Genomic DNA, 20,786 nt, shown 5'->3' on the forward strand with positions numbered 1-20,786 from the left:
CACCCACCATAACAGTCGCCAGACGGATCTGATTACCAATCAGGATCGTTGGCTATCCCGCAACGTTATTCGCACGCAGAGCGACAACAAGCTCGAATTCGAGGATTGGGAGGGACAGGAGCACGTCAAGCTGTCCACCGAGCATTCCGGCAAATCCCAGCTGACGCTTGGCCATATGGTCGACGGGAAGTGGAAGCGGCGGGGGGAGGGGTTCGAACTCAGGACGTCTGGCTGGGGGGCCATCCGGGGCGGCAAGGGGTTGTTCATCACCGCCGATGACCAGCCAAAGGCCAGCGGACAGCAACTCGACATGGCCCCGGCTCAGCGCCTGCTCGAACAAGCGCTCCAGCAAAGCCAGGCACTGGCCGAGACCGCCAGGGCAGCACAAGCCCTCGCCGCCGACTGCGAGCGCCAGCAGGCCCTGCTCAATGACAGCCTCAAGCAACTCCGCGATGCCGGCCTGCTCGCCAGCGCGCCCGCTGGTATCGCCCTGGTGTCCGGGGCGGACCTGCAAACCAGCGCGGCAAACCATCTCATCGCCACAGCGGGCGGGAATGCGGACATCAGCGCGGTCAAGCGCTTCACCGTTGCCGCCGGCGACGCCGTGTCCCTGTTCGCGCAGAAACTCGGCATGAAACTGTTCGCGGCGGGCGGGAAGGTCGAGATTCAGGCGCAGGGCGATGAGTTGCAGTTGGCGGCGCTTAAGGACGTCACCATTAGCAGTACGGACGGGAAGCTGGTGCTGTCGGCCGCCAAGGAGGTGTGGATTGGGTCGGGCGGGTCTTACATTCGGATTACGCAGTGCGGGATCGAAAATGCAACGCCGGGAGACATCTTCGAAAAGTGCGCGGTGTGGGTTAAGCGCCCGCCCGCCTCGATGCAGATCCACGCCGAAATGGCAAACGTTCTGCCCGCACACCCGCTGACGCTGAACACCGGCGCCTCGCCGGCATCGAGAACCCGGCTGCCTGTCGGCATGCCGTACAAGCTGTTTGCCGAAGGCGTGCTGTTCCGGCAGGGCGTGATCGACGAAACAGGCGACATTCCGATCGACCATCAGATGGCCACCAAGCAGTACGAACTGCAATTGGCTGGCGGCGCGGTCCACGCCATTCCTACTACTGAGGAATATCGCGGCAACGCCGAAAACGGCGAACTTGCCGCGCGCGGCTTTCAATTCTTCGAGTCCGCACCCGGAACGCCCGAGGCGCCCGATCGCGCCGTCCATCGCCAGGTTTATGACCAACTGCTCGGCTCAACACCCGAGGATCAGGTATGAGACAACAACCCATTACCACGCCCATCGCTCTGTCGCGTACCAATCGGGCGCTCATCACGCTGCCGTGGTTCGTCCAGCGTGCCGAATATGCGCCTCAGCCCTGCACCTTTCATCCCCTCGTCAATGGCGAAGAGGCGTTCGGCGACCTCCACGACACCATTTCCGCCGCGCAGAAGACCGTCGACATTATCTGTTGGGGCTTCCAGCCATCAATGTTCTTCAAACGCGGCGCCAGGGAGCGCGGCACGCCTTGTATTGGCGACCTGCTCGAGGCAGCGGGAAAGCGCGGGGTAAAGGTCCGTCTGCTTAGCTGGGGCGGCGAAGCATTGGGCATTCCCGGCATGTCAGATATGGGCGACGAGCCGAACCTGCCTGACCGCATGCATCAGCATCCCTGGTTCTCGCGTCCACCCAATCCCCGCGTCAATCCCAAGGAATTCAACCGGTACTGGCATTGGCGTGCAGCACGCACCTCCCCTACCGCCAAGATATTCAAAGGGCCTGTTCCATCGCAGGTCATGGAAAAGCTGCCGGGATTGCTGGGGCTGCCGAAGCTGGTCAACGTCGAATTTGTCGTGCGGGATTTTGGCCTGTCTAACCGGCTGGAAATCGCATTTCGCACGGCCTTGTGGGGGACCGACGACACGCGCTCTGCCGGCAATAAGGCCCAAGGCGGCGCCATCATGGGCGCGATCGTGCCGACGCACCACCAGAAAATGGTGCTGGTCGATTATGAATTGCCTGACCGGGCAGTTGGCTATGTCATGGGCCACAACATGCTCGACCCGTACTGGGACAAGGACGACCATAGCGCGGTGCGTCTCTCGGGCGATCAGGGCCGGAATGGCGCGACACCACGGCAGGACATTTCAAGCCGGGTCACCGGCCCGGTTCTCCGGTATCTGAACCAGAATTTCTGCGAGGCATGGGACCGCGCCACCGGTGAAGCGCTGCAAACCACCCGGAAACCTGCCGCGACGGCGCTCAAAATGCTGCCCAAAACCGGCGTGCGGGTCATGGCCCAGGTGCTGAGGACTCAGCCGGAACACGGCAAGTTCGATATCGAGAAAATGTATTTGCAGGTGGTCAACAACGCCTGCAGCTTTGTCTATATCGAGAATCAGTATTTCCGCTTTCCGCCATTGGCCGAGCAAATCAAGGCGGCCGCCGCAAAGCAGATAGCCTGGGGCCGCGACCCGGGCGAGCATGGCCCCATCCACCTGTTTGTCGTCACCAATGCGAGCGACGAGGGCATCGGCCCCGGCACGGTGAACACCTACCGGATGCTCGAGGCCCTGGGCCGCGCCGACACCATCCCCGATGTGGCGAAACTCGAACGGCAGGACAAGCGGCGCGAGGCCTTGCAAAAGGAATATGACGAGGCGGTCGCGGCGGATAAGCAGGCCCGTGGAGCGATGCAGGGCGCCGAGGGAATGCGCCGATACGTGGACAGCGAAGTCACCGCGAAGAAGCTGGCCGAGGCCATCGAGAACCTGAGGCGGGCACGAGAGCGACAGGCAGAACTGGTCGATCAGATGAAAGCCCCCCAGGAGGCCATCGTCCCGTCAGAAATCCCCGGCCTGAAAGTCCACATCTGCACGCTGGTCGCGCCGGATTCCCCACCCGGAAAATGGGAGCACGTGTATGTGCACTCAAAGCTGATGATTATTGACGATGTGTTCATGACGCTGGGCTCGGCGAATATCAATACCCGCAGCATGGCGGCGGATAGTGAATTGAATATCTGCCATGAGCATACGGGGGTGACGGGGCCGCTACGGAAGCGGTTGTGGGGGATACATACGGGAGGAAAGGGGGCGCAGGAGGATATTAGGGAGGCGTTTAGACGGTGGGCCCGGATCATTACGAAGAACAAGGACCATCAGAAGAATGGAAGGGCGCCGGTTGCCTCATTGATCGAATTTTATCGAGACGATCCTAAACGTACTCACCTGGACTGAACAATGCGACTCCCCTTCGCCCTCGTCGCGATCGCACTTGCAACGAACGCCTGCTCAAAGGAAACCCCTATGCGAACCGTCCCGGATTTGGCCAGTGTCCGCGCGAATCTTGCTTTCGAATGTACGTATGAAGCAGCAAGTCTTCCTCCGCTCTATCCGGAGGCCGATGTATTGTTTCGGTATGCTCGGCATCTGGAAAGGCTTAGCGGCCCAAAGGATTTCGATGAGGTGGCTCTCTACTATCGAGTAGCAGCTGCCCATGGACACTACAAGGCAAACAATAACCTGCAGCAACTGATTTCACACGGTTTGGCTTCCTCGCCGCTCGCGCAAAAGGAAAGCGTCGACCTGGCTGCGCAGTTAATCGAGGAGGGGGTGCCGTCCGGGTATTACGACATTGGGTATTACTTGAACCTCGGCTATGGCCTCAAGCAAGATAAGGAAATGGCGCTACGGTACATCCGCAAGGCAGCCGACCTTGGCAACGCCAACGCACAAGTCTACGTTGCGGAGTTGCTTGCAGGCTGGGACAAGGCTCCTGCAATAGCGAGAAGCATGCGCCAGTGCGCCACCGATCAGGGACATGGCGAGGCGGCAAACGCGCTGGGAACCAACTTGCAGGGCGACCAACTGTATGCGGAAGCGGTAAAAGCATTTCAGAAGGGCGTAGCCGCCGGAAATTCGATAGCCGCCCTGGTGCTGGAGTACGGCTTCAAGCCGGTTCTCCCAGAGGATATGGACTATCTTGCCTTACCTCCCGACCCCGAACGCTCCCGCCGTTATGAGCAAATCGGCAAATTCCTAGACCGCTACGACGGCCAAAACCCCAAGCTCCCCGACATCGACAAAATCGTCCCCCTGCCCCCGGCCAAGCTTCCGCCCTGGGACGGCACCTTCCAGTGGCAGAAGGAACAGGAAGCCGCCGAACCACCGCCAAAGCCGTCGGATGAACTCATCCTCCGCCTGTGCAAGGCCAAGAACCTCGACCCCGCCACGGGCCTGGCCATTCCGCCCCCGCCCAAGGCGGCATTGGGCACGCAGGCGAACACCGGCACACCGTGCCCCGAATCCGGAACATGGCGCGCCACCCGGTTCAGCTTTCTACAGGACGCCACCGGGCATTTCCGTAAAGGCGAGACGATGCCCGCGCTCTACGTCCCCAACCGGCGCATCTTCGACTGGCTCGACGATTTTCTGGGCTTGCGCTATCAGGACGTGGCCGTCACCTGGAAACTGGTGGCCCACGACAAGGAAACCTGACCGACCGGCGCCCCTTGATGACCCAAAGCCGTATTGGCACAAACAAAGACCATCGAAACAAATGGAAGTCACCGGTGGCCTCATTGATCGAATCTTATCGAGACGATCCAAAGCGCTCCGATCCGGACTGAAATGCGAACCTTTCCCTTGTTTTTTGCCATGGCGTTTACGACGATCGCATGTTCAAAGGAGACCCCTATGCGAACCGTCCCGGATCTGGCCAGTGTCCGCGCCAATCTTGCATTCGAATGTGTCCATGAAGCTGCACGCCTGCCTCACCTCGACCCTGAGACCGATGCAGTCTTTCGGTATGCACGCCATCTGGAAAAGCGGCGCGGCCCGAAGGATTTCGACGAAGTCGCGCGCTACTATCGGATCGCCGCGGCCCACGGTCACTACAAAGCCAATAACAACCTGCAGCAGTTGGTGTCACACGGATTGGCGTCTTCACCTCTCGCACAAAAGGAGAGTGTCGATCTGGCGGCACAGCTAATCGCTGAAGGCGTGCCGTCAGGGTATTACGACATTGGGTACTACCTGAACTTGGGTTATGGCCTGAAACAGGACAGAGAAATGGCGTTGCGGTACTTTCGCAAAGCCGCCGATCTTGGTAACGCCAACGCTCAGGCATACGTGGCAGGCTTGCTCGATCCTCTGGACAAGGCACCGGATATCGCGCGAAGGATGCGCCAATGCGCCACCGATCAAGGGCACCGCGATGCGGCAAACACGTTGGGAATAGATTTGCAGACCGACCAGCTCTACCCAGAAGCGACAATCGCGTATCAGAAAGGTGTGGCCCTTGGGCATGTGTTGTCGGCCCTTTCGCTAGAAGGAGGATTCAATGGAGTTCCGCCAACGGATATGAACTATCTCGCACTACCGCACGATTCCGAGCGTTCCCGACGCTATGGTGAGATTCGGAAGCTGTTCCGCCGCTTCGACGGGAAAAATCCCAAGCTCCCCGACATCGACAAAATCGTCCCCCTGCCCCCGGCCAAGCTTCCGCCCTGGGACGGCACCTTCCAGTGGCAGAAGGAACAGGAAGCCGCCGAACCACCGCCAAAACCGTCGGACGACCTGATCCTCCGCGCGTGCAAGGCCAAGAACCTCGACCCCGCCACGGGCCTGGCCATTCCGCCCCCGCCCAAGGCGGCATTGGGCACGCAGGCGAAACCACCCTATATAACCCAAAGTCGTCCAATTCCTACACCGATATCAGCCCTAGCCCGCCTTGGTTGTGCCGCCTGCTGTTCTACCCTGAATCTACAAGGCAACGCTGAGGCAAGGCTTGGGCTGCGCCTCCGGAACAACAATAGGGAAACAAGGAGCACGCCATGGGTATCGGCACCATTCTTCTCATTATTCTGATTCTGCTGCTCGTCGGCGCGCTTCCGGYGTGGCCGTATAGCACGGGCTGGGGTTATTGGCCCAGCGGCGGGCTGGGTCTTATCGTTCTCATCGTGGTCCTGCTGGTGGTATTGGGCCGAATATAAGGAGTGATTGTCATGCCAGCGAAATCGAAGGCACAGCAAATGGCCGCCGGTGCGGCGCTCTCCGCCAAGCGTGGAGACACCAAGGCTGGCGCGCTGAAAGGCGCGTCCAAGTCGATGTACAAGTCCATGAGCGAAAAGGAGCTGGACAAGATGGCCAGCACCAAGCAAAAGGGCAAGCCGACGCACAAGGCCAAGAGCTGATCGCTGCCGCATCTCGCAGCCGCATCTCGCGGAACCTCGTGCCCCTGCCGGATCCTATCCGCAGGGGCACGAGGCATTTCAGGGGGGTTACTTCTTGCGCGGCACGCAGGGGCCAATCCATCCCGGGAGCCTGCGCGCCTTGCTGCTGCGCGCCAGCGGAATGGCGAGCGTCATCGCGCGGGCGAAGCCGGCGATGCTATGCATGTCTTCTTCCACATGGCGCCGCAAGAAGCCCGCCCAGCTGAAATCGCCGTAGGCATTGCCCGGTTTCTGGTAGGCGCCGGCGTTGCGCGTGAAGGCGGCCAGGCTGCGGTACGGGTCGTCGCGCATCCCCATCACCGTGGCGGGCAGCGCATCGACGTCCAGATGCTTGCCGTGCTCATCCACCGGATGCACATGCCCGAGCGCGCGCATCTTCTTCCAGAACGCGCTGGGCGACAGGTCGCTGAGATCGGCGTCGATGCAGACCGGTGCCGTGCGCCAGCCCAGTTCCAGCCACGCGCGCGCCCAATGGTGATGATCGGCGATATACAGCGCCCCACCCGGCCCGGCGATGGTCCGGATGCAGTGTTCGCGGAGGAACTTGCGCATCGCGGCCGGCTCGCGCGGCTGGGCGCTGACGTCCATCTTCTCGTGGACCTGATAGAAGCCCAGCGTCAGCTGCGTGGGGCGCAGGGTGTCCAGGTCCGCCGTGTCGGTCTTGGCCATGGCGGGCGCCTCAGCTATGGCTCGATACCTGCCGATCGACGTAATGCTCCAGTTCGCTGCCCGGATCTTCGTTGCCCGTGCTGTCCACGGCGACGGCCTCCTCGGCCACCGGCCCGGCGTGCGCGGGCCGGGCCTCGCCATTGGACTGTCCGGACTGGCCGGACTGCCGGGAGGCGGCCGGCGCGGGCCAGCACTCGCCTTCCTGCGTGTCCACCAGCTTGGGCTGTCGCTTCGGATCGAAGTCGGCCCACTGGCCGCCTTCCCAGGTGCCGCTCGCCCGCTCGATGTCGCAGGCGCCGCCTTCGCGCAGCACATCGGCCACTTCCTCGCGGCGGTCGCCCTTGGCGCGGGCGGCCAGCAGCACGCCCGGCGGGCGGGCGCCGCCCGGGTTGACGGACATGATCGACACATCCCAGACCGAGAACCCGCGCGCATACAACTTTTGGGCGATCTCCTCGGCGTCCGGGATGGACGCGAACCGGCCGGCTACGATGGATGACATGATGGGCTCCCTTGCGATACGTCGCGATTTATCGATCGATGCGGGCGCGGTCAACCGTTGACCACTTCCCCGCCATTGATATGCAGAATCTGGCCGGTGATGTAGCTCGCGGCGTCAGACGCCAGGAACACATAGCCGGCCGCCACCTCGAAAGGCTGGCCGGGCCGCCCCATCGGCGTCTTCTTGCCGAACTTGGCCACTTCTTCCTCAGTGAACGTGGACGGAATCAGCGGCGTCCAGATCGGCCCCGGCGCCACGCCGTTGACGCGGATGCCACGCTTGACGATCTGTAGGGCCAGCGAGCGCGTGAACGACACGATGGCCCCCTTCGTCGCCGAATAATCGAGCAGATGGCCGCTACCGCGATAGGCCGTCACCGAGGTCGTATTCAGGATCGACGCGCCCTTCTGCAGGTGCGGCAGCGCGGCGCGCGTGACGTGGAACATGGCGAAGACATTGGTGCGGAAGGTGGCTTCGAGCTGGCTGGTGTCGATGTCTTCGAGCGAATCCTGTGGATGCTGCTCGGCGGCGTTGTTGACCAGGATGTCGAGCCGGCCGAACTGCTTGATGGTCTGGGCCACCACGGCGTCGGCATGGCTGACCTCGGCCAGATCCCCGGCGATGACCAGCGCCCGGCGGCCAGCCTGCTCGATCAGGCTGGCGGTTTCCTTCGCGTCGCCGTGCTCGTCCAGATAGGCGATGGCCACGTCGGCGCCCTCGCGCGCGTAGGCCACGGCGATGGCGCGGCCGATGCCACTGTCGCCGCCGGTCACCAGCGCCACTTTGCCTTCCAGGCGCCCGCTGCCCACGTAGTCGTCGGCGCCGCTATCCGGGCGCGGTTCCATCTCGCTTTCCAGGCCTGGCTGATGTTCCTGGTGCTGGGGCGGTACCTGCTTGGGTGTAGCCATGGCAATACCTGTGAGAAGGGGATCGGAATTGGATATAGGCAAGGTCTGCGCAAATTCCATGCCGCGCGCCGTGGCCCGCCCGCAAGGGAAGATTAGGCGGCTGGCGCCCTCGCCGCGCGTAACGGTTACAACGTGTGGCAAGGATTGCACCCGGCGCCGCGCGCGACTCGCATCGCGCACATCGCGCGGGTACGGCCCCGACCGGCCTCCGCGCGGCATGGAACTTGCGGCTTGGCGAACACCGAACCGCAAGGAGCGCGACATGTTCAATTTCCGAGGAGACCGCGGTGCCAGCCGCACGGGCCGCGCCAAGCCCGAGCCGGCCAGCCCGACGCATGAGGACTGGGGACAGGAATGGGGCGAAGACTGGCGCGGCGATACGACCTACGGCGGCGCTGGCTACTACGGCGACAGCCGCAGCGGCGGACAGTCGTTCAACAGTGCACAACGCGTGTATCCGGGCGATCCCGGCTATCGCGAACATCCCACGCGGCCGCAAACGCTCTCCGGCACCGGTGTCGGCAGCCGCCGCCCGGTGGGGCCAAAGAACTACGAACGGCCCGACGAGCGGGTGCTGGGCGATGTGTGCGACCGCCTCGCCCACCATCCCGACGTGGACGTCTCCGATGTGACCGTCGATGTCGACAAGGGGCTGGTCAAGCTCGGCGGCACGGTCGGAGACCGGCGCCAGAAATACATCGTCGAGGAGATCGCCGATGCCGTGTACGGCGTGAAGGACGTGGAAAACCAGATCCGCGTGCGCCGGCCGGGCGAGGGAGCCGACTCCGCCCAACGCGACAGCATCGGTAGCTGGGCATCCGGCTCGGAAACCGGCGAAGCCACCACCTCCCCCGAACGCACGCTGAACAAGAGCTGAGGCCACCCCCATGGCAAAACTGCTGCGCGCAGGCGCAAAGCTGATGGTGCCGATGGATCATCTGCGGCCCACGCAGATCACCATCGGCGGCTACCACGTCGCGCAGAAGATTCATGTCACGCGGCGCCTGTCGCACGCCGATCTGCCCGGCTTTCTCGACAAACACCGCGTTCACGTGGTGCTCGGCCCGGAGCACACGCTCTACGTGGTGGATCACCACCACTGGGTGCGTGCCTGGCATGAGATGGGCATGGAGATGGTGCCGGCGCACGTGCGGGAAGACCTGAGCCACCTGTCCCAGCGCAAGTTCTGGGCGTACATGGTCGAGAACCACATGGTCCACCCGTACGACGAGCAGGGCCGGCGCCAGCCCATCAAGGCGCTGCCGCCGGACATCCATGCCATGCGGGACGATCCGTATCGGAGCCTGGAGGCGTTCGTGCAGCTGGCCGGCGGCTATCGCAAGGTCAAGGCCGCCTATCCGGATTTCCGCTGGGCCGACTTCTTCCGCAAGCACATCGAAGGGCCGTTCGACACCCATCACGGCTTTGCCACCGCGCTGGCGCGCGCGGTGCAACTGGCGCTGAGCACCAAGGCGCGCGGGCTGCCCGGCTATATCGGGCCATGCCGCAAGCGCGCTGCGTCGAAGAAGAAAAAGACCTAGTCAGGCGCCGCGATCGAGCGGCGCATCAGGACGCGGCGTCTTGGCGGGCTGCGGGGCATCGCGGCGATCGGGGCCATCGCCCCGGCGTGCCATGTCGCGCGCCTGCGTCAGCACGCAGCACAGCAGGTAGTAGGCCCGCTTGAACTCGTTGGCCGCTTCGCGCGGGCAGCCGTTACCGGCCTGCCGGAAGCCCGCGTCGAGCCGGGCCTCGATGCCGCTTTCCCATTCCGCTTCCGTGAACAGATGGCGTGCACGGTTGCGCCAGAGCGCCATCGTCGACATCTGCCGACTAGCCAGCGTGGAGGGCTCCCAGCGCCCCTCGCCATTGCCGAGGTCCAGGCGCATCTCGCACAACGCCTGCATCAGCACGCGCGCCTGCCGGAGATCCCGCCCGCGTAGCGGCCGGACCGTGCCACCGCGCCCCTTGCAGGGAACCGTGGCCAGCCGTGGCATCGGCACTTCTTGATGGTTGTGGTTGTTGAGGGCTGCAACGATGGACTCCGTTTGCGGGAAGTCCTGATGCACCGTTTCCTGCTGGCTGCCGTCGATACTCAGGCAACTGAAGACTGCGTTTTCCACCTTGGCCTCTTGCTAGACTCGCTACGCTGTTGTTATTCATTGGTAGGCGTAGCGATGCAATTGCCGTGCCGGACAACGCGGGCTCACCTCATGCTGCTTTGCGAGGCGTCGCCACCGGCGCACAGGTGCTCTCCAGCAGCGCCAGCAGGCGCGCTTCGTCGGCACGCAGGCGCACGCCGGCACGCGGGGCCGGCAAGGCTTGCAAGGTGTCATCCATGAAGGCCGCGAGCACATCCGGGTGTACGTAGCATTTTCGACAGACGGCCATGGTGTTGCGCAGCCGCTGCGCCACTTCGCGGATGACCTCGGTCACGGCCTTCTTGCGCGCGGTCTCGCTGTCGGCCGTGGTCTTGCGCAGCAGCGCGAGCGCGTGGACGCTGCCGGCCCAGGTGCGGAAGTCCTTGGCCGTGAAATCGCCGCCGGTCACCTCCTGCAGGTAAGCGTTGACATCGACCGAGCCGATCTCGCGGATCTCGCCCTCCGGGTCCTTGTACTTGAACAGCCGCTGCCCCGGCAGCTCCGTGCAATTGCGGACGATGCGGGCCAGGCGGGCATCGTTGACGGACACGTCGTGGGTCACACCGCTCTTGCCGGTGAACTGGAAGCGCAGGCGGCTGCCGCGCACGGCCACATGGCGCCGGTGCAGCGTGGTCAGCCCATAGGTGCGATTCTGGCGCGCGTAACGCGGCGTGCCGACGCGCACGAGGGTGGCATCCAGCAACGTCACCACGGCGGCGAGGATCTTCTCGCGCGGCATGCCGTTGCGCGCCAGATCTCGGGCCAGCCGCCCGCGCAGACGCGGCAGCGCATGCCCGAAGGCCATCAGGCGGGTGTACTTGTCGGTGTCGCGCAGCGCGGCCCAGTCCGGGTGATAGACGTATTGCTTCCGGCCCCGCGCATCGCGGCCCGTGGCCTGGAGGTGGCCGGTGGGGTCGGCGCAGATCCAGACCGCCTCGTAGGCCGGCGGAATCGCCAGCGCCTGGATGCGCGCGAGCGTGGCCTTGTCCTCGATGCGCTTGCCCTTGGCATCGGCATAGTAGAAGCCCGTGCCCGCGCGGCGCCGGGCGATGCCGGCTTCGCCGTCGTCGGCGTGCCGCAGCCCCACGGCACGCAACGCGGCGTCGGCGGCTTGCTCGGCGGTCGCTGCGGGCGAAGGGGTGACGGACGCGGGGCTCATGTGGGTCCGCCAACGCACAAACAATGCCAGCCAGTGGCGACCGCACTTTATGCGGGTTTTGCAAGAATTTCCGGTGCGACTGGCAGAAACAACACGGCCTGCAATCGCTACAAAGCGACTCGCACGCGCTGCCCCGCGCTACTTGCGTGCCTTCGGCGCCGACGCCGCGATCACCTGCGGGTCGTTCTCGTCGTCGGCATCGCCAGCCGCCACGGCGGTCTCGTTGTCGTCCTCATCAGGCGCCAGGCCGGCATCGGCACGCGGCGGGGGCGGCTTTTGGCGCGACACCGTGTATTCGGGGGATTCGGTTGCCGTTGCCTTCTTCACGGTGGACGGTGTGCTTGGCCGGGGCGGCGCCACCGCCGGGCCGGTACGCGCTTCGGTCACCATCTCGCGCAGCCATCCCACCAGCAACTTGCCATAGGCACGCTGGCAGTCCTCTGTCGACAGACCGTGGTCGGCGCCTTTCAGTACCCGGTACGTGATCGACCAGGCCTCGCAGCAGGCGTCCACGTAGCTGAGCACCGCCGCGTGGGGCACGATGCTGTCATGCTGCGATTCCACGACCAGCACATCGCCCTTGAAGTTGGTACAGGCGCGCAGGGCCCGGTTGGTATCGGGGGCTACCACCTTGCGCCGGTACGCCACGAGATCCTGGTCGTGGTGGAGCTGCCGCTTGGGCGACTCCCATCCGCTATCCATGTAGAGCGCCGGCGCGCGCAGGGCCAGCCAGCGCACCGGGCGCAGTTCGCAGAGCACGGCGGCCAGGTAGCCGCCGTAGCTGCTGCCCACCACGGCGATGGCGTTGCGGTCCACCTCGGGGTGCCGCACCAGCACGTCATAGGCAGCCAGGACATCGGCCAGGTTGCGCATGCGGCTGACGGTTTCGTATTGCGCGGCGGTTCCGGCATGACCGGTCAGGTCGAAGGTCATGCAGACGCAGCCCAGGCCGGCCACCTCGCGCGCACGCGCCAGGTACTGCTGCTGGCTGCCGCCCCAGCCGTGCACGAACAGCACGCCGGGGAGCTTGGTGGCCGGCGTGATCAGCGTGCCGGCGATGGTACCGCCATCGGTATGGACCTGTAACGATTCCTCATGTGTGGCCATCAGAACTGGACTCCAGAATTGCGTACTTCGTCAACGGGCCGACGTTGCGGTCTTCTCCCTGGTAATAGACGTCCGCGCCGGGCGGCACGGATACGTCGCTGCCATAGATCTCGCGCGTGCTGGCGGTGGCCCGCACGCATTGGGGGTCGGTCTGGAAGGCCGCCAGCGCGGCCAGTTCGGCCCCGGTGGCGCCGCCCACGCGCCATGACTGTTCGAGCACGCCGAGCCGCTGCCGGCCGTTGTCGGTGCCCATCGCCACATCGTAGTTGCAGCGGGACACCATCGTGCCCGGAAAACACTCCACCGCCGCGGCGTGATAGGCCAGCGCGGCCTGCACGGCCTCGCGCAGGTGCGCCTCGATCGGATGCGCGCACAGGTCTTCCAGCGAGCCCCGCACCACGCGCAGCGTGGACCCGCCGTAGACCAGCTTGCCGGCGTGATTGCGGGTGAGGCCCTGGGTGCCGCAGTAGCTCGCGCGCAGGTTGCCCACCTCCAGCTGACCGACGCTGAACGTCGTCACGCCCTCGAGGTTGCGTTCGAGCACCAAGCCTTCGCACTCGATCCGCCGGGCGTCCAGCGCTTCCAGCGCGGCGTCCAGTTCGGCCGCGTTCGCCACCACCTGCTGGCCGAGTCCGCCGATGCCGCACGGCTCCTTCACACGGACCTTGCCCTCGCCCAGCATGGCCTGCCCGGCGCGCCGGGCATCCTCCACCGAGAACGCTGTGTAGCCGGGCAGGACGTAGGGCTCGATGCGCGCGCCGAAGTCATGGCTCCAGCCCTCCGGCGCCCTTGCATCGGGAGAAATCAGCCCGTGGGAGATCGCCTTGGTGCCGACGAAGTCGTGCGGCACCACGCCGCCGAGCAGGTCATGCAGGCTGTCGATGCCGAGCTGGCGGGCGCTGTCGATGCCAGTCAGCGTGTCGGCCGGCACGAAGTAGAGACGGTCCGCCGCCGCGCCGTGGGTCACGGCGTCGTAGCTGCCCGCGTAGCGGAAACCCGCGAGGGCCGCCACGCGCTCCGCGATGTTCCGCAGCGTGACGCCCGGATGACTCGCCGGGTCGTCGCAATCGGCGCGCCCGTAGACAACCACGCGCACCTCGCGTGGCTGGGCCAGCGGCGCCGGCTCGTTGGATGCCGTCGTAACTGCGGGATTCGGAGTTGCCGGGGTGGCCAAAATGGTCTCCTCAGGGAACAGACGTGCCCGGAACGCACCGGGCATGCGCCGCCAAGCCGAGCCAGATCCATGCCAGCTAGGTGGCGGGCTCGGCATCGGCCGGGGCGGCATCCGCTTGACGCCGCGCGTGGCGCGCGCGCCGTTTCGCGGCATGGTTCTCGTTGGCATCGTCCAGGGAGTGGCTGCACTTCACCCCGCCCTCCTTGTCCGCCAGTTCCGCCAGATGGCGATAGAACAGCACAAGCTGGCGCAACTCGTCCTCGTCGAGTTCCTCGATCGAGATCAGATGGTTGCTCGCCGGCTTGCTCGATGCCAGCAGCTCATTCAGCTTCAGGTGCACGGCCATCGAGTCCTTGTTCTGACTCTGCTGGATCAGGAACACCATCAGGAAGGTGACGATGGTGGTGCCGGTGTTGATGATCAGCTGCCACGTCTCCGAGTAACCGAAGATCGGGCCGGTCAGCGCCCAGACCACCACCACCAGCACGGCCAGCACGAAGGCCGCCGGGGAACCCGCGTGGCGCGTGGCGGCGCCGGCGAAGTGATCGAACAGATGCATCATCCGGCGCTGTTTCATGAAAGGCTCCTGCGGAACGCACGACTGTCTACATTGTAGAGAGCGGACCGCCGCCTGATCAGCCGGCGGTGTCCTACAAGGCTGTCGGCGCGTTGTGACGCGTCGTTTTTACAAGACGGCGCCGGCTTGGGCGGCGCCTGCGCTGTGGCGCCGCAGGCATGCCGATTGCGTCGCACGGTCATGCAGGACTCTTGTTACCAGCGAAAGGAAGCGCCATGCAGACGGAAACCCAGGACACCGCCCGGACCAGTCCAGACGAAGACGACGAATTGCTGCGCGAACGCGTGGGCACATGCATCGCCGAAGCGTGCGGCGGTGACATGCCCGATGGCGTGGCCGTGCACGTGGTGGACCGGCGCGTCACGCTGACGGGCCGCGTGGAGGACATCGACCTGTCGCAACGGCTGGAAAAGGCCGCCGCCACGCCGCCGGGGATTCTCGGTGTGTCGAACCAGCTCACCACGCGGGTGCCGCCGCCCCCGGAGCCGGCCGGCCAGCCGCAGGCCAGTGGCATGCGCGCGGACCCGTCGAGCAAACCCTCGGGGCAGGTGAACCACAAGGTCTGAACCCTTCCCTCCCTCAAACGAAAAAACCGGCGCCCCAGGGCGCCGGTTTTCATCGGTACGGGCCTCAAGCCCACGGATCGTAGCGATCCTTCTCCCAGTACGGTGAAATGCCGTAGTACTCGTGGATCGTGGTAGCCCACTGCGAGTTCGCCATGGTCGGCCAGTGCTCCTTGTCGAAGCCCGGCGCGGCCTTGATGCGCTCGCGCTCCACACCCAGCACGAAACACTTGCGCCGCGTGTCCAGCGTCAGCGCAGACCACGGCAGCGCGTGCAGCTTCTCGCCGATGCCGAGGAAGCCGCCCATCGCCAGCACCGCATAGGCGATGCGGCCGCCGAGCACGTCGAGCATGATGTGGTCGATGGTGCCGATCTCCTCGCCCGAAGGGTCCACTACCTTGTTGCCTTCGAGGGTGTCGGACGCCATCACGAACGGTCCCGGCCCGGCGCTGTGCTGTTCCGCCCCGCCGATAATGGCCGCGCCCTTCGTTCCGGGGCCGCCGGGCGGGATGCCGGGCGGCTCTGGCGTGTTGTCGATGCGTTGCATGGCTGCTCCTTTTTGTGAAAGGGTGAAAGGCATGGTGATGGAAAAAACCGCGCGGCGCTTACTGCCGCTGCCGCGCGCGCGCTGAATCTTCCCCGGTCAACTGTCCTGCCGGCACGGGCGGTGCCAGCGGATCGAAATCTTCCCAGCGGCCATCGCGCCACTGGCCTTCGGCGCGCTCGACGTCTTCCGCGCCGCCCTGCCGCAACTCGTTGGCCACCAGCGCGGTGTTGTCGGGCGACACATGCGCGGCCAGCAGCACGCCGGCATGCCGCATGCGGACCTCGCCGGTGCGCGGATCGCGCTGGCCGGTGCGGGTCATCGACAACGCGCCCATCAACGACCCGCCATAGGCGCCCACGCCCGTGGCAATCGCCAGGATCAACACGAACACCCACGGCTGCGGCGGCGTGGCGAACCACGCGCGCACGGCGGCGGCCAGGCAGATCCCCACGGCCGCACCCAGCGCCGCGCCAATCATCAGGCCCCGCCCGGCGCCCTTGCCGGTCTGCCGGGCGGCCGGATCCACCGCCTGGTCGCCCCCGATCGGGAACGTGGCGTGCTGGCCGGCCGGGTTCACATAGAACAGGCTGAGATCCTGCTCGCTCAGCCCCTTGGCCCGCAAACGGGCCGCGGCGGTCTCTGCGTGGTCAAACGTATCGAATCGTCCTGCGATGATCGTAGACATAGGGATGCTCCGTTCAAAGCGTTGATGCGGTACAGGCGTGCCGGGGCGCACGAAGAATCACAAGCGGCCATCCAAAGGGAGGGCCGCCTGGCGTCCGAATTACTTCTTGCCCGACTTGGCCGTGCTCTTGTCCTTGTGGGCGGATTTGCCAGACTTGCCCGCCTTATCGGCCGCCTTGTCGCTGGCTCCCTTCCTTTCGGCAGCGGCCTTGCCGCTGGCGGCCTGATGCTCGCTGCCCTTCTTCAGGGTCCAGTCCACATCGTCGCGCTTGGTGGTGGTCTTCTTCTCGGCATGCATCGCCGCGCTCGGCGAAATCGGGTCGCTGGCCGGGAAGGTCATATCGAGCGAGTCGTCCACGGCGGCCTGATAGGTCTTCTTTTTCGGCTTGTCCTTCTCGTGCTTGCCATCCGCCTTCTCGGCGCCAGTGATTGCAGGCGCGGCGGGATGATTGGCAGAGGTCGGGAAGGGGCTTTGCGATCCCTTGGAAGCGTGGGCTTTGTGCATGGCATCTCTCCTGTTGGGTATCGAGTTCGGGTCCCCTCATGGCGGGGCTCCACGGATAACCATGCAAACGGTGGGCCAGCGGCCCATGGGCCATCGACGCCGCTTTGACGGGCGGCGGACGGTGCAGATTGTGCTGGATGCGGTAAAAAATGCCGGAAGGCGGGGCGGGCGCGGAGATCAGGCGGCCGGTTGGCGGGGGATGCGCACGGCGATGCAGACGCTGACATTGTCGGCGTCGCAGTTGTCATTCTCGGCGGTCAGCTGGGCGCCCTGCAGTTCCACCATGCGCCGCGTGAGCAGCAGCGCGGTGCTCTGCCGGGGCGAGTGGGCGCCGGCCTCGGCCACGCTGCGCCCGAAGAAGTCGGTCAGCACGGCCAGCCGGGAGGCCCCGCGCGAGCGGTCCAGCGGCGGGCTTTCGGAGATGCGGAATTTCACGTACTCGGCCTCGGCCACCAGGTGCACGCGCACCGATCCGCCGGTCGGCGCGCGCCAGATGCAATGGATCAGCAGATGGCGCAGCAGCGGCGCCAGCCGCAGCGCATCGCCCTGCACGCAGAAGTCCTGTCCGCCGGGGCTCTGGCATTCGATCGAGCCCAGCGTCACGCCGCGCGCTTCGGCCGCCGCCCGCTTGTCGCCCATGGCTTCCTCGGCGGCGTCGCGCAGGTCGGTGGTTTCCCACTCCGGCTTGCGCTCGTCGGCCAGCAGGCGCACGGCCTCCTCCATTTCCTCGATCAGTGCCAGCTGTTGCTGCATGCCGGAGCGGATGCCGTCGAGCGCGCGCTGCGCCGGGGGGGCGGGGGTATCGATCGAACGGTCCAGCACGTAGCCCCAGCTCTGGATCGCGTTGAGTGACGAGCGCAGGTCATGGGACGCCTGCTCGATCAGCGCGGCCACCTCGCCAATGCTGCGCACGGCCGGGAACGCGCGATCCCCGGCGGCGGCGCCGTCGTGCGCGGGTTTTGGGGTGGGGCTGGGTGCGTCGGCCATGGCCATTTTCAGGTCTGCTCAGTCAGCGTGTGAATCGAAAGGAAGCCGCCAATCACGGTCCTCATGCAAGAACCATGCGCCGACAAGTCCGGCGCCGTGGATTCCCTGTCACGCAGCCTGCACTCGCCCGCCCTCACGAGGCGGCGGGCGGGCTGGAGTCGCCATTGCGCGACGCGCGCAGCCATTCGGGCAGCTCGCCCTTGGCCGCATAGTCTTCCAGCCGGTTGTATAAAGTCTTCAAACTGATGCCCAGAATCTCCGCCGCGTGCTTCTTCACGCCCGAGCACTGCTCCAGCGTGGCGAAGATCAGTTGGCGGTCCGCCTCGGCCAGGGACATGCCCACCGGCACCGAGACAACGGCCGTACCGGCCGAGGGCGCCGCCGCCACCTGGAGCGGAATCTGTACCTCGGTAATCACATCCTGGTCGGCCATGATGTAGGCGCGCTGCACGAAGTTGCGCAGCTCGCGCACGTTGCCAGGCCAGGCGTGCATGCGCAGGCTCTCCAGCACGCTGGCGGCAAAGCGCCGTTGCGTGCCCTGCTCGCCGTTCAGCTGTTCCAGCATGGTGTTGGCGATCTGCACCACGTCGTCGCCGCGCGCGCGCAGCGGCGGCAGTTCGATCGGGAACACGTTCAGCCGGTGGTACAGGTCGGCGCGCAGCTTGCCCTCCGCCACGGCTTCCTCGGGGTTGCGGTTGGTGGCGGCCAGCACGCGCACATCGGCATGCTGTTCGCGGTTGGTGCCCACGCGCATGAAGGTGCCGGTCTCGAGCACGCGCAGCAGCTTGACCTGCAGCTCCAGCGGCATCTCGGTGATTTCGTCGAGGAACAGCGTGCCGCCGTCGGCGCGTTCGAAATAGCCCTTGTGCTGGCGGTCGGCGCCGGTGAAGCTGCCGCGCTCGTGGCCGAACATCTCGGTTTCGATCAGCGTGGGCGAGATCGCCCCGCAGTTCACGGCCAGGAAGGGCTGGCGCCGGCGCGGGGATAGTTCGTGCACGGTCTGCGCGGCCAGTTCCTTGCCGGTGCCGCTCTCGCCAATCAGCAGCACGGTGGCCTCGGTCGGGCCGACCTTGCTGAGCTGGTCATAGACCGCCTGCATGGCTTCGGAACTGCCCAGCAGCCGGCCGAAGCGGCCATAGCGGCGCAGCTCGCCGCGCAGCGAATGGATCTCCGCTTTCAGCTCGCCGGTGGTGGCAATACGCTTGAGGACGGTCTGGAGCCGCGTGACGTTGATCGGCTTGACGAGGTAGTCGGTGGCGCCCAGGCGCAGCGCCTCCACGGCGCTCTCCACGCTGGCGTAGCCGGTGGTCAGGATGACTTCCACGCCGGACGAGCCGACTTCCTCGAACAGCTCCATGCCGCTGCCATCGGGCAGGCGCAGGTCGGCCAGCACCGCGTCGGGCATGCGCCAGCCTATCTGGAGGCGCGCCTCGCGCAGGTTGCCGGCGGTGGCGGAGGAAAACCCCTCGATCGCGACAATTTCTGCCAGCGCCGCGCAGGCGTTTTCGTCGTCGTCTACGATCAGGATGTGTGGCATAGGCTGCGCTGGCGTCCGTTGGCGCGGGATTCCTGTCGGAAATCGGTCCGGAGTCTGATTCTCATGAGCCCGTTGGCCTTTCGGTTCGGTGGATGCAGGGTGCTGCGGCGCTTCAGATACTACTGAGATTACGCGGCGGCAAACCGCCTGGCAAAAGTCTCGCCGTGCAACGGGCGGCACAGGGGCAACACAGGCGGCAAGATACGCTGAAGTCTAGCTACAGGCGCTTGGCCGATATGCCAGTGTCCGTCTGACACAGGTGTCGGACCTTTCCGCGACGGCGGCATGGGATGTAGCCACCCGCAGCGCGACCGGATAGCATTAAAACATCATTGACCAATCCGACGCCGTCGGCACCCTTCCCCCACTTTCCTGGGATGGCGGGCGCAGGCGGCCACACTGCCACCCGTGTCCACCACCGCGACGCTTCCATCCGCACGTTCCTCGGCGCCCCCGCCGCGCGCGCCGGGCCGCCGTGCCGCGCCCGGGCAGGTCTCCCTGCTCTGGGAGAGTACCGCGCCAGCCATGCAGCGGTTGATCGCCCAGCTCAACCGGGTGGCGGGGACGGACGTGACGATGCTGGCGGTGGGCGAGAGCGGCAGCGGCAAGGAAGTGGTGGCGCGCGCCGTGCACGAGCGCAGCAGCCGCGCCGGCGGCCCGTTCGTGGCGGTCAACTGCGGTGCCATCGCCCCCACGCTGATCGAATCCGAATTGTTCGGCCACGAGAAAGGCGGCTTCACGGGCGCGCTGGAGCAGAAGGCCGGCTACTTCGAGCAGGCCCAGGGCGGCACGCTGTTCCTGGACGAAGTCACCGAAATGCCGGTGGAGATGCAGATCAAGCTGCTGCGCGTGCTGGAAAGCCGTAACTTCCACCGCGTGGGCGGCGACACCCTGCTGGTGAGCGACGTCCGCATCCTGGCCGCCACCAACCGCGACCCCATGGAGGCCGTCCGGGACGGCCAGTTGCGCGAAGACCTGCTGTACCGCCTGGCCGTCTTCCCGCTCCATATTCCGCCGCTGCGCGAACGCACCGAGGACATCGTCCCGCTGGCGCGCCATTTCCTGGCCGAATTCAACGCCATGGAGCAGACCGAGAAAGCATTTTCGGCCAGCACGCTCGAACGGCTGGTGCGCTATGACTGGCCCGGCAATGTGCGCGAACTGAAGAATTCCGTATATCGCGCCTATATTCTGGCCGATAAACTCGTGGAAATCGGCAATCCCAATCTCGCCAGCCAGCCGATGCGGCCGACGACCGTCGATGGCGTGGTCAGCGTACGGGTGGGGACGACACTGGCCGATACCCAGCGGGAGATTATCCTGGCCACGCTGTCGCGCTTCGACGGCGACAAGCGGCAGGCCGCCAAGGCGCTTGGCATCAGCCTGAAGACGCTCTACAACCGGCTGGATGTCTATCGCGCCGGATAATGGCGCGCCGCCTCCGCTGAAAATCGTCCCCGCCCCTTGGCGGGGATTTTTTTGCCGATTTATTC

23 protein-coding genes are annotated in these 20,786 nt (G+C 65.4%); 10 read left to right on the forward strand and 13 right to left on the reverse strand.

Annotated elements, in window-relative coordinates; genetic code table 11:
• From AC1DP9_RS12365 to AC1DP9_RS12390, 6 genes are all read left to right on the forward strand, one after another.
• A partial coding sequence (locus AC1DP9_RS12365; protein ID WP_477107500.1) for a DUF2345 domain-containing protein occupies positions 1-1,279 on the forward strand: 1,279 nt, incomplete at its 5' end.
• A complete protein-coding gene (locus AC1DP9_RS12370; RefSeq protein WP_477107501.1) occupies positions 1,276-3,240 on the forward strand; it encodes a phospholipase D-like domain-containing protein in 1,965 nt (654 codons plus the stop codon). The genes AC1DP9_RS12365 and AC1DP9_RS12370, both read left to right, overlap by 4 nt.
• 3 nt (positions 3,241-3,243) lie before the next feature.
• Entirely contained in the window at positions 3,244-4,500 is a 1,257-nt protein-coding gene (locus tag AC1DP9_RS12375; protein ID WP_092301344.1) for a tetratricopeptide repeat protein, read from the forward strand.
• A 132-nt stretch (positions 4,501-4,632) separates the two neighbouring features.
• Positions 4,633-5,871 carry an SEL1-like repeat protein gene (locus AC1DP9_RS12380; protein ID WP_477107502.1) on the forward strand — a complete coding sequence of 413 codons (1,239 nt, stop codon included), beginning with the start codon at positions 4,633-4,635 and terminating at the stop codon, positions 5,869-5,871.
• Complete coding sequence (locus AC1DP9_RS12385; RefSeq protein ID WP_477107503.1) at positions 5,838-5,996, forward strand: DUF3309 family protein; 159 nt, start codon at positions 5,838-5,840, stop codon at positions 5,994-5,996. The genes AC1DP9_RS12380 and AC1DP9_RS12385 overlap by 34 nt, the downstream gene beginning before the upstream one ends.
• Positions 5,997-6,008: 12 nt before the next feature.
• Complete coding sequence (locus tag AC1DP9_RS12390) at positions 6,009-6,197, forward strand: DUF3008 family protein (RefSeq protein WP_092301347.1); 189 nt, start codon at positions 6,009-6,011, stop codon at positions 6,195-6,197.
• 87 nt (positions 6,198-6,284) lie between these two features.
• Here the strand turns inward: AC1DP9_RS12390 and AC1DP9_RS12395 are convergent, their stop codons facing one another.
• Genes AC1DP9_RS12395 through AC1DP9_RS12405 form a run of 3 tightly spaced genes read right to left on the reverse strand, consistent with a single transcriptional unit; the run spans position 6,285 to position 8,315 of the window.
• The gene (locus AC1DP9_RS12395; protein WP_477107504.1) at positions 6,285-6,905 is read right to left on the reverse strand and encodes a ParB-like protein; all 621 of its coding nucleotides are present in this window, start codon (positions 6,903-6,905) and stop codon (positions 6,285-6,287) included.
• Positions 6,906-6,915: 10 nt separating this feature from the next.
• Complete coding sequence (locus AC1DP9_RS12400; protein ID WP_477107505.1) at positions 6,916-7,407, reverse strand: hypothetical protein; 492 nt, start codon at positions 7,405-7,407, stop codon at positions 6,916-6,918.
• 50 nt (positions 7,408-7,457) lie between these two features.
• Positions 7,458-8,315: an SDR family oxidoreductase gene (locus AC1DP9_RS12405; RefSeq protein WP_092301356.1), complete on the reverse strand. Its 858-nt coding sequence runs from the start codon at positions 8,313-8,315 to the stop codon at positions 7,458-7,460.
• 262 nt (positions 8,316-8,577) lie between these two features.
• On the opposite strand from AC1DP9_RS12405, the gene AC1DP9_RS12410 reads away from it, so the two are divergent.
• Complete coding sequence (locus AC1DP9_RS12410; protein ID WP_255370986.1) at positions 8,578-9,192, forward strand: BON domain-containing protein; 615 nt, start codon at positions 8,578-8,580, stop codon at positions 9,190-9,192.
• 10 nt (positions 9,193-9,202) lie between these two features.
• Positions 9,203-9,856 carry a ParB-like protein gene (locus AC1DP9_RS12415; RefSeq protein ID WP_441592566.1) on the forward strand — a complete coding sequence of 218 codons (654 nt, stop codon included), beginning with the start codon at positions 9,203-9,205 and terminating at the stop codon, positions 9,854-9,856.
• Here the strand turns inward: AC1DP9_RS12415 and AC1DP9_RS12420 are convergent, their stop codons facing one another.
• The 5 genes from AC1DP9_RS12420 to AC1DP9_RS12440 form a co-directional block, all read right to left on the reverse strand.
• Positions 9,857-10,435, reverse strand: coding sequence for a hypothetical protein (locus tag AC1DP9_RS12420; protein ID WP_477105624.1), 579 nt, complete (start codon positions 10,433-10,435; stop codon positions 9,857-9,859). It abuts the gene before it with no gap.
• 88 nt (positions 10,436-10,523) lie between these two features.
• The gene (locus AC1DP9_RS12425; RefSeq protein WP_477107506.1) at positions 10,524-11,612 is read right to left on the reverse strand and encodes a DNA topoisomerase IB; all 1,089 of its coding nucleotides are present in this window, start codon (positions 11,610-11,612) and stop codon (positions 10,524-10,526) included.
• A 138-nt stretch (positions 11,613-11,750) separates the two neighbouring features.
• The gene (locus tag AC1DP9_RS12430; RefSeq protein ID WP_441645096.1) at positions 11,751-12,719 is read right to left on the reverse strand and encodes an alpha/beta hydrolase family protein; all 969 of its coding nucleotides are present in this window, start codon (positions 12,717-12,719) and stop codon (positions 11,751-11,753) included.
• Positions 12,706-13,893, reverse strand: a complete 1,188-nt coding sequence (locus AC1DP9_RS12435; RefSeq protein WP_477107507.1) for a DUF3182 family protein — start codon at positions 13,891-13,893, stop codon at positions 12,706-12,708. Before AC1DP9_RS12435 ends, AC1DP9_RS12430 begins: the two co-directional genes overlap by 14 nt.
• Before the next feature lie 76 nt (positions 13,894-13,969).
• Entirely contained in the window at positions 13,970-14,470 is a 501-nt protein-coding gene (locus tag AC1DP9_RS12440) for a low affinity iron permease family protein (RefSeq protein ID WP_441645098.1), read from the reverse strand.
• A gap of 215 nt (positions 14,471-14,685) precedes the next feature.
• On the opposite strand from AC1DP9_RS12440, the gene AC1DP9_RS12445 reads away from it, so the two are divergent.
• Complete coding sequence (locus tag AC1DP9_RS12445) at positions 14,686-15,036, forward strand: BON domain-containing protein (RefSeq protein ID WP_092301376.1); 351 nt, start codon at positions 14,686-14,688, stop codon at positions 15,034-15,036.
• A gap of 64 nt (positions 15,037-15,100) precedes the next feature.
• Here the strand turns inward: AC1DP9_RS12445 and AC1DP9_RS12450 are convergent, their stop codons facing one another.
• The 5 genes from AC1DP9_RS12450 to AC1DP9_RS12470 all read right to left on the reverse strand — a co-directional run bounded on the left by AC1DP9_RS12450 (position 15,101) and on the right by AC1DP9_RS12470 (position 19,293).
• Positions 15,101-15,580, reverse strand: coding sequence for a PRC-barrel domain-containing protein (locus AC1DP9_RS12450; RefSeq protein ID WP_092301379.1), 480 nt, complete (start codon positions 15,578-15,580; stop codon positions 15,101-15,103).
• 58 nt (positions 15,581-15,638) lie between these two features.
• Positions 15,639-16,265, reverse strand: coding sequence for a hypothetical protein (locus AC1DP9_RS12455; RefSeq protein WP_092301382.1), 627 nt, complete (start codon positions 16,263-16,265; stop codon positions 15,639-15,641).
• Between the two features lie 99 nt (positions 16,266-16,364).
• Complete coding sequence (locus tag AC1DP9_RS12460; protein WP_255370989.1) at positions 16,365-16,769, reverse strand: hypothetical protein; 405 nt, start codon at positions 16,767-16,769, stop codon at positions 16,365-16,367.
• 177 nt (positions 16,770-16,946) lie between these two features.
• The gene (locus AC1DP9_RS12465) at positions 16,947-17,756 is read right to left on the reverse strand and encodes a sensor histidine kinase (RefSeq protein WP_477107508.1); all 810 of its coding nucleotides are present in this window, start codon (positions 17,754-17,756) and stop codon (positions 16,947-16,949) included.
• A gap of 133 nt (positions 17,757-17,889) precedes the next feature.
• Positions 17,890-19,293, reverse strand: coding sequence for a sigma-54-dependent transcriptional regulator (locus AC1DP9_RS12470; RefSeq protein WP_477107509.1), 1,404 nt, complete (start codon positions 19,291-19,293; stop codon positions 17,890-17,892).
• A 408-nt stretch (positions 19,294-19,701) separates the two neighbouring features.
• On the opposite strand from AC1DP9_RS12470, the gene AC1DP9_RS12475 reads away from it, so the two are divergent.
• On the forward strand, positions 19,702-20,721 hold the full coding sequence (locus AC1DP9_RS12475) for a sigma-54 interaction domain-containing protein (RefSeq protein ID WP_092301388.1): 1,020 nt from the start codon (positions 19,702-19,704) through the stop codon (positions 20,719-20,721).
• Positions 20,722-20,786 lie beyond the last annotated feature (65 nt).

The organism is Cupriavidus sp. 01L43 (assembly GCF_056399925.1).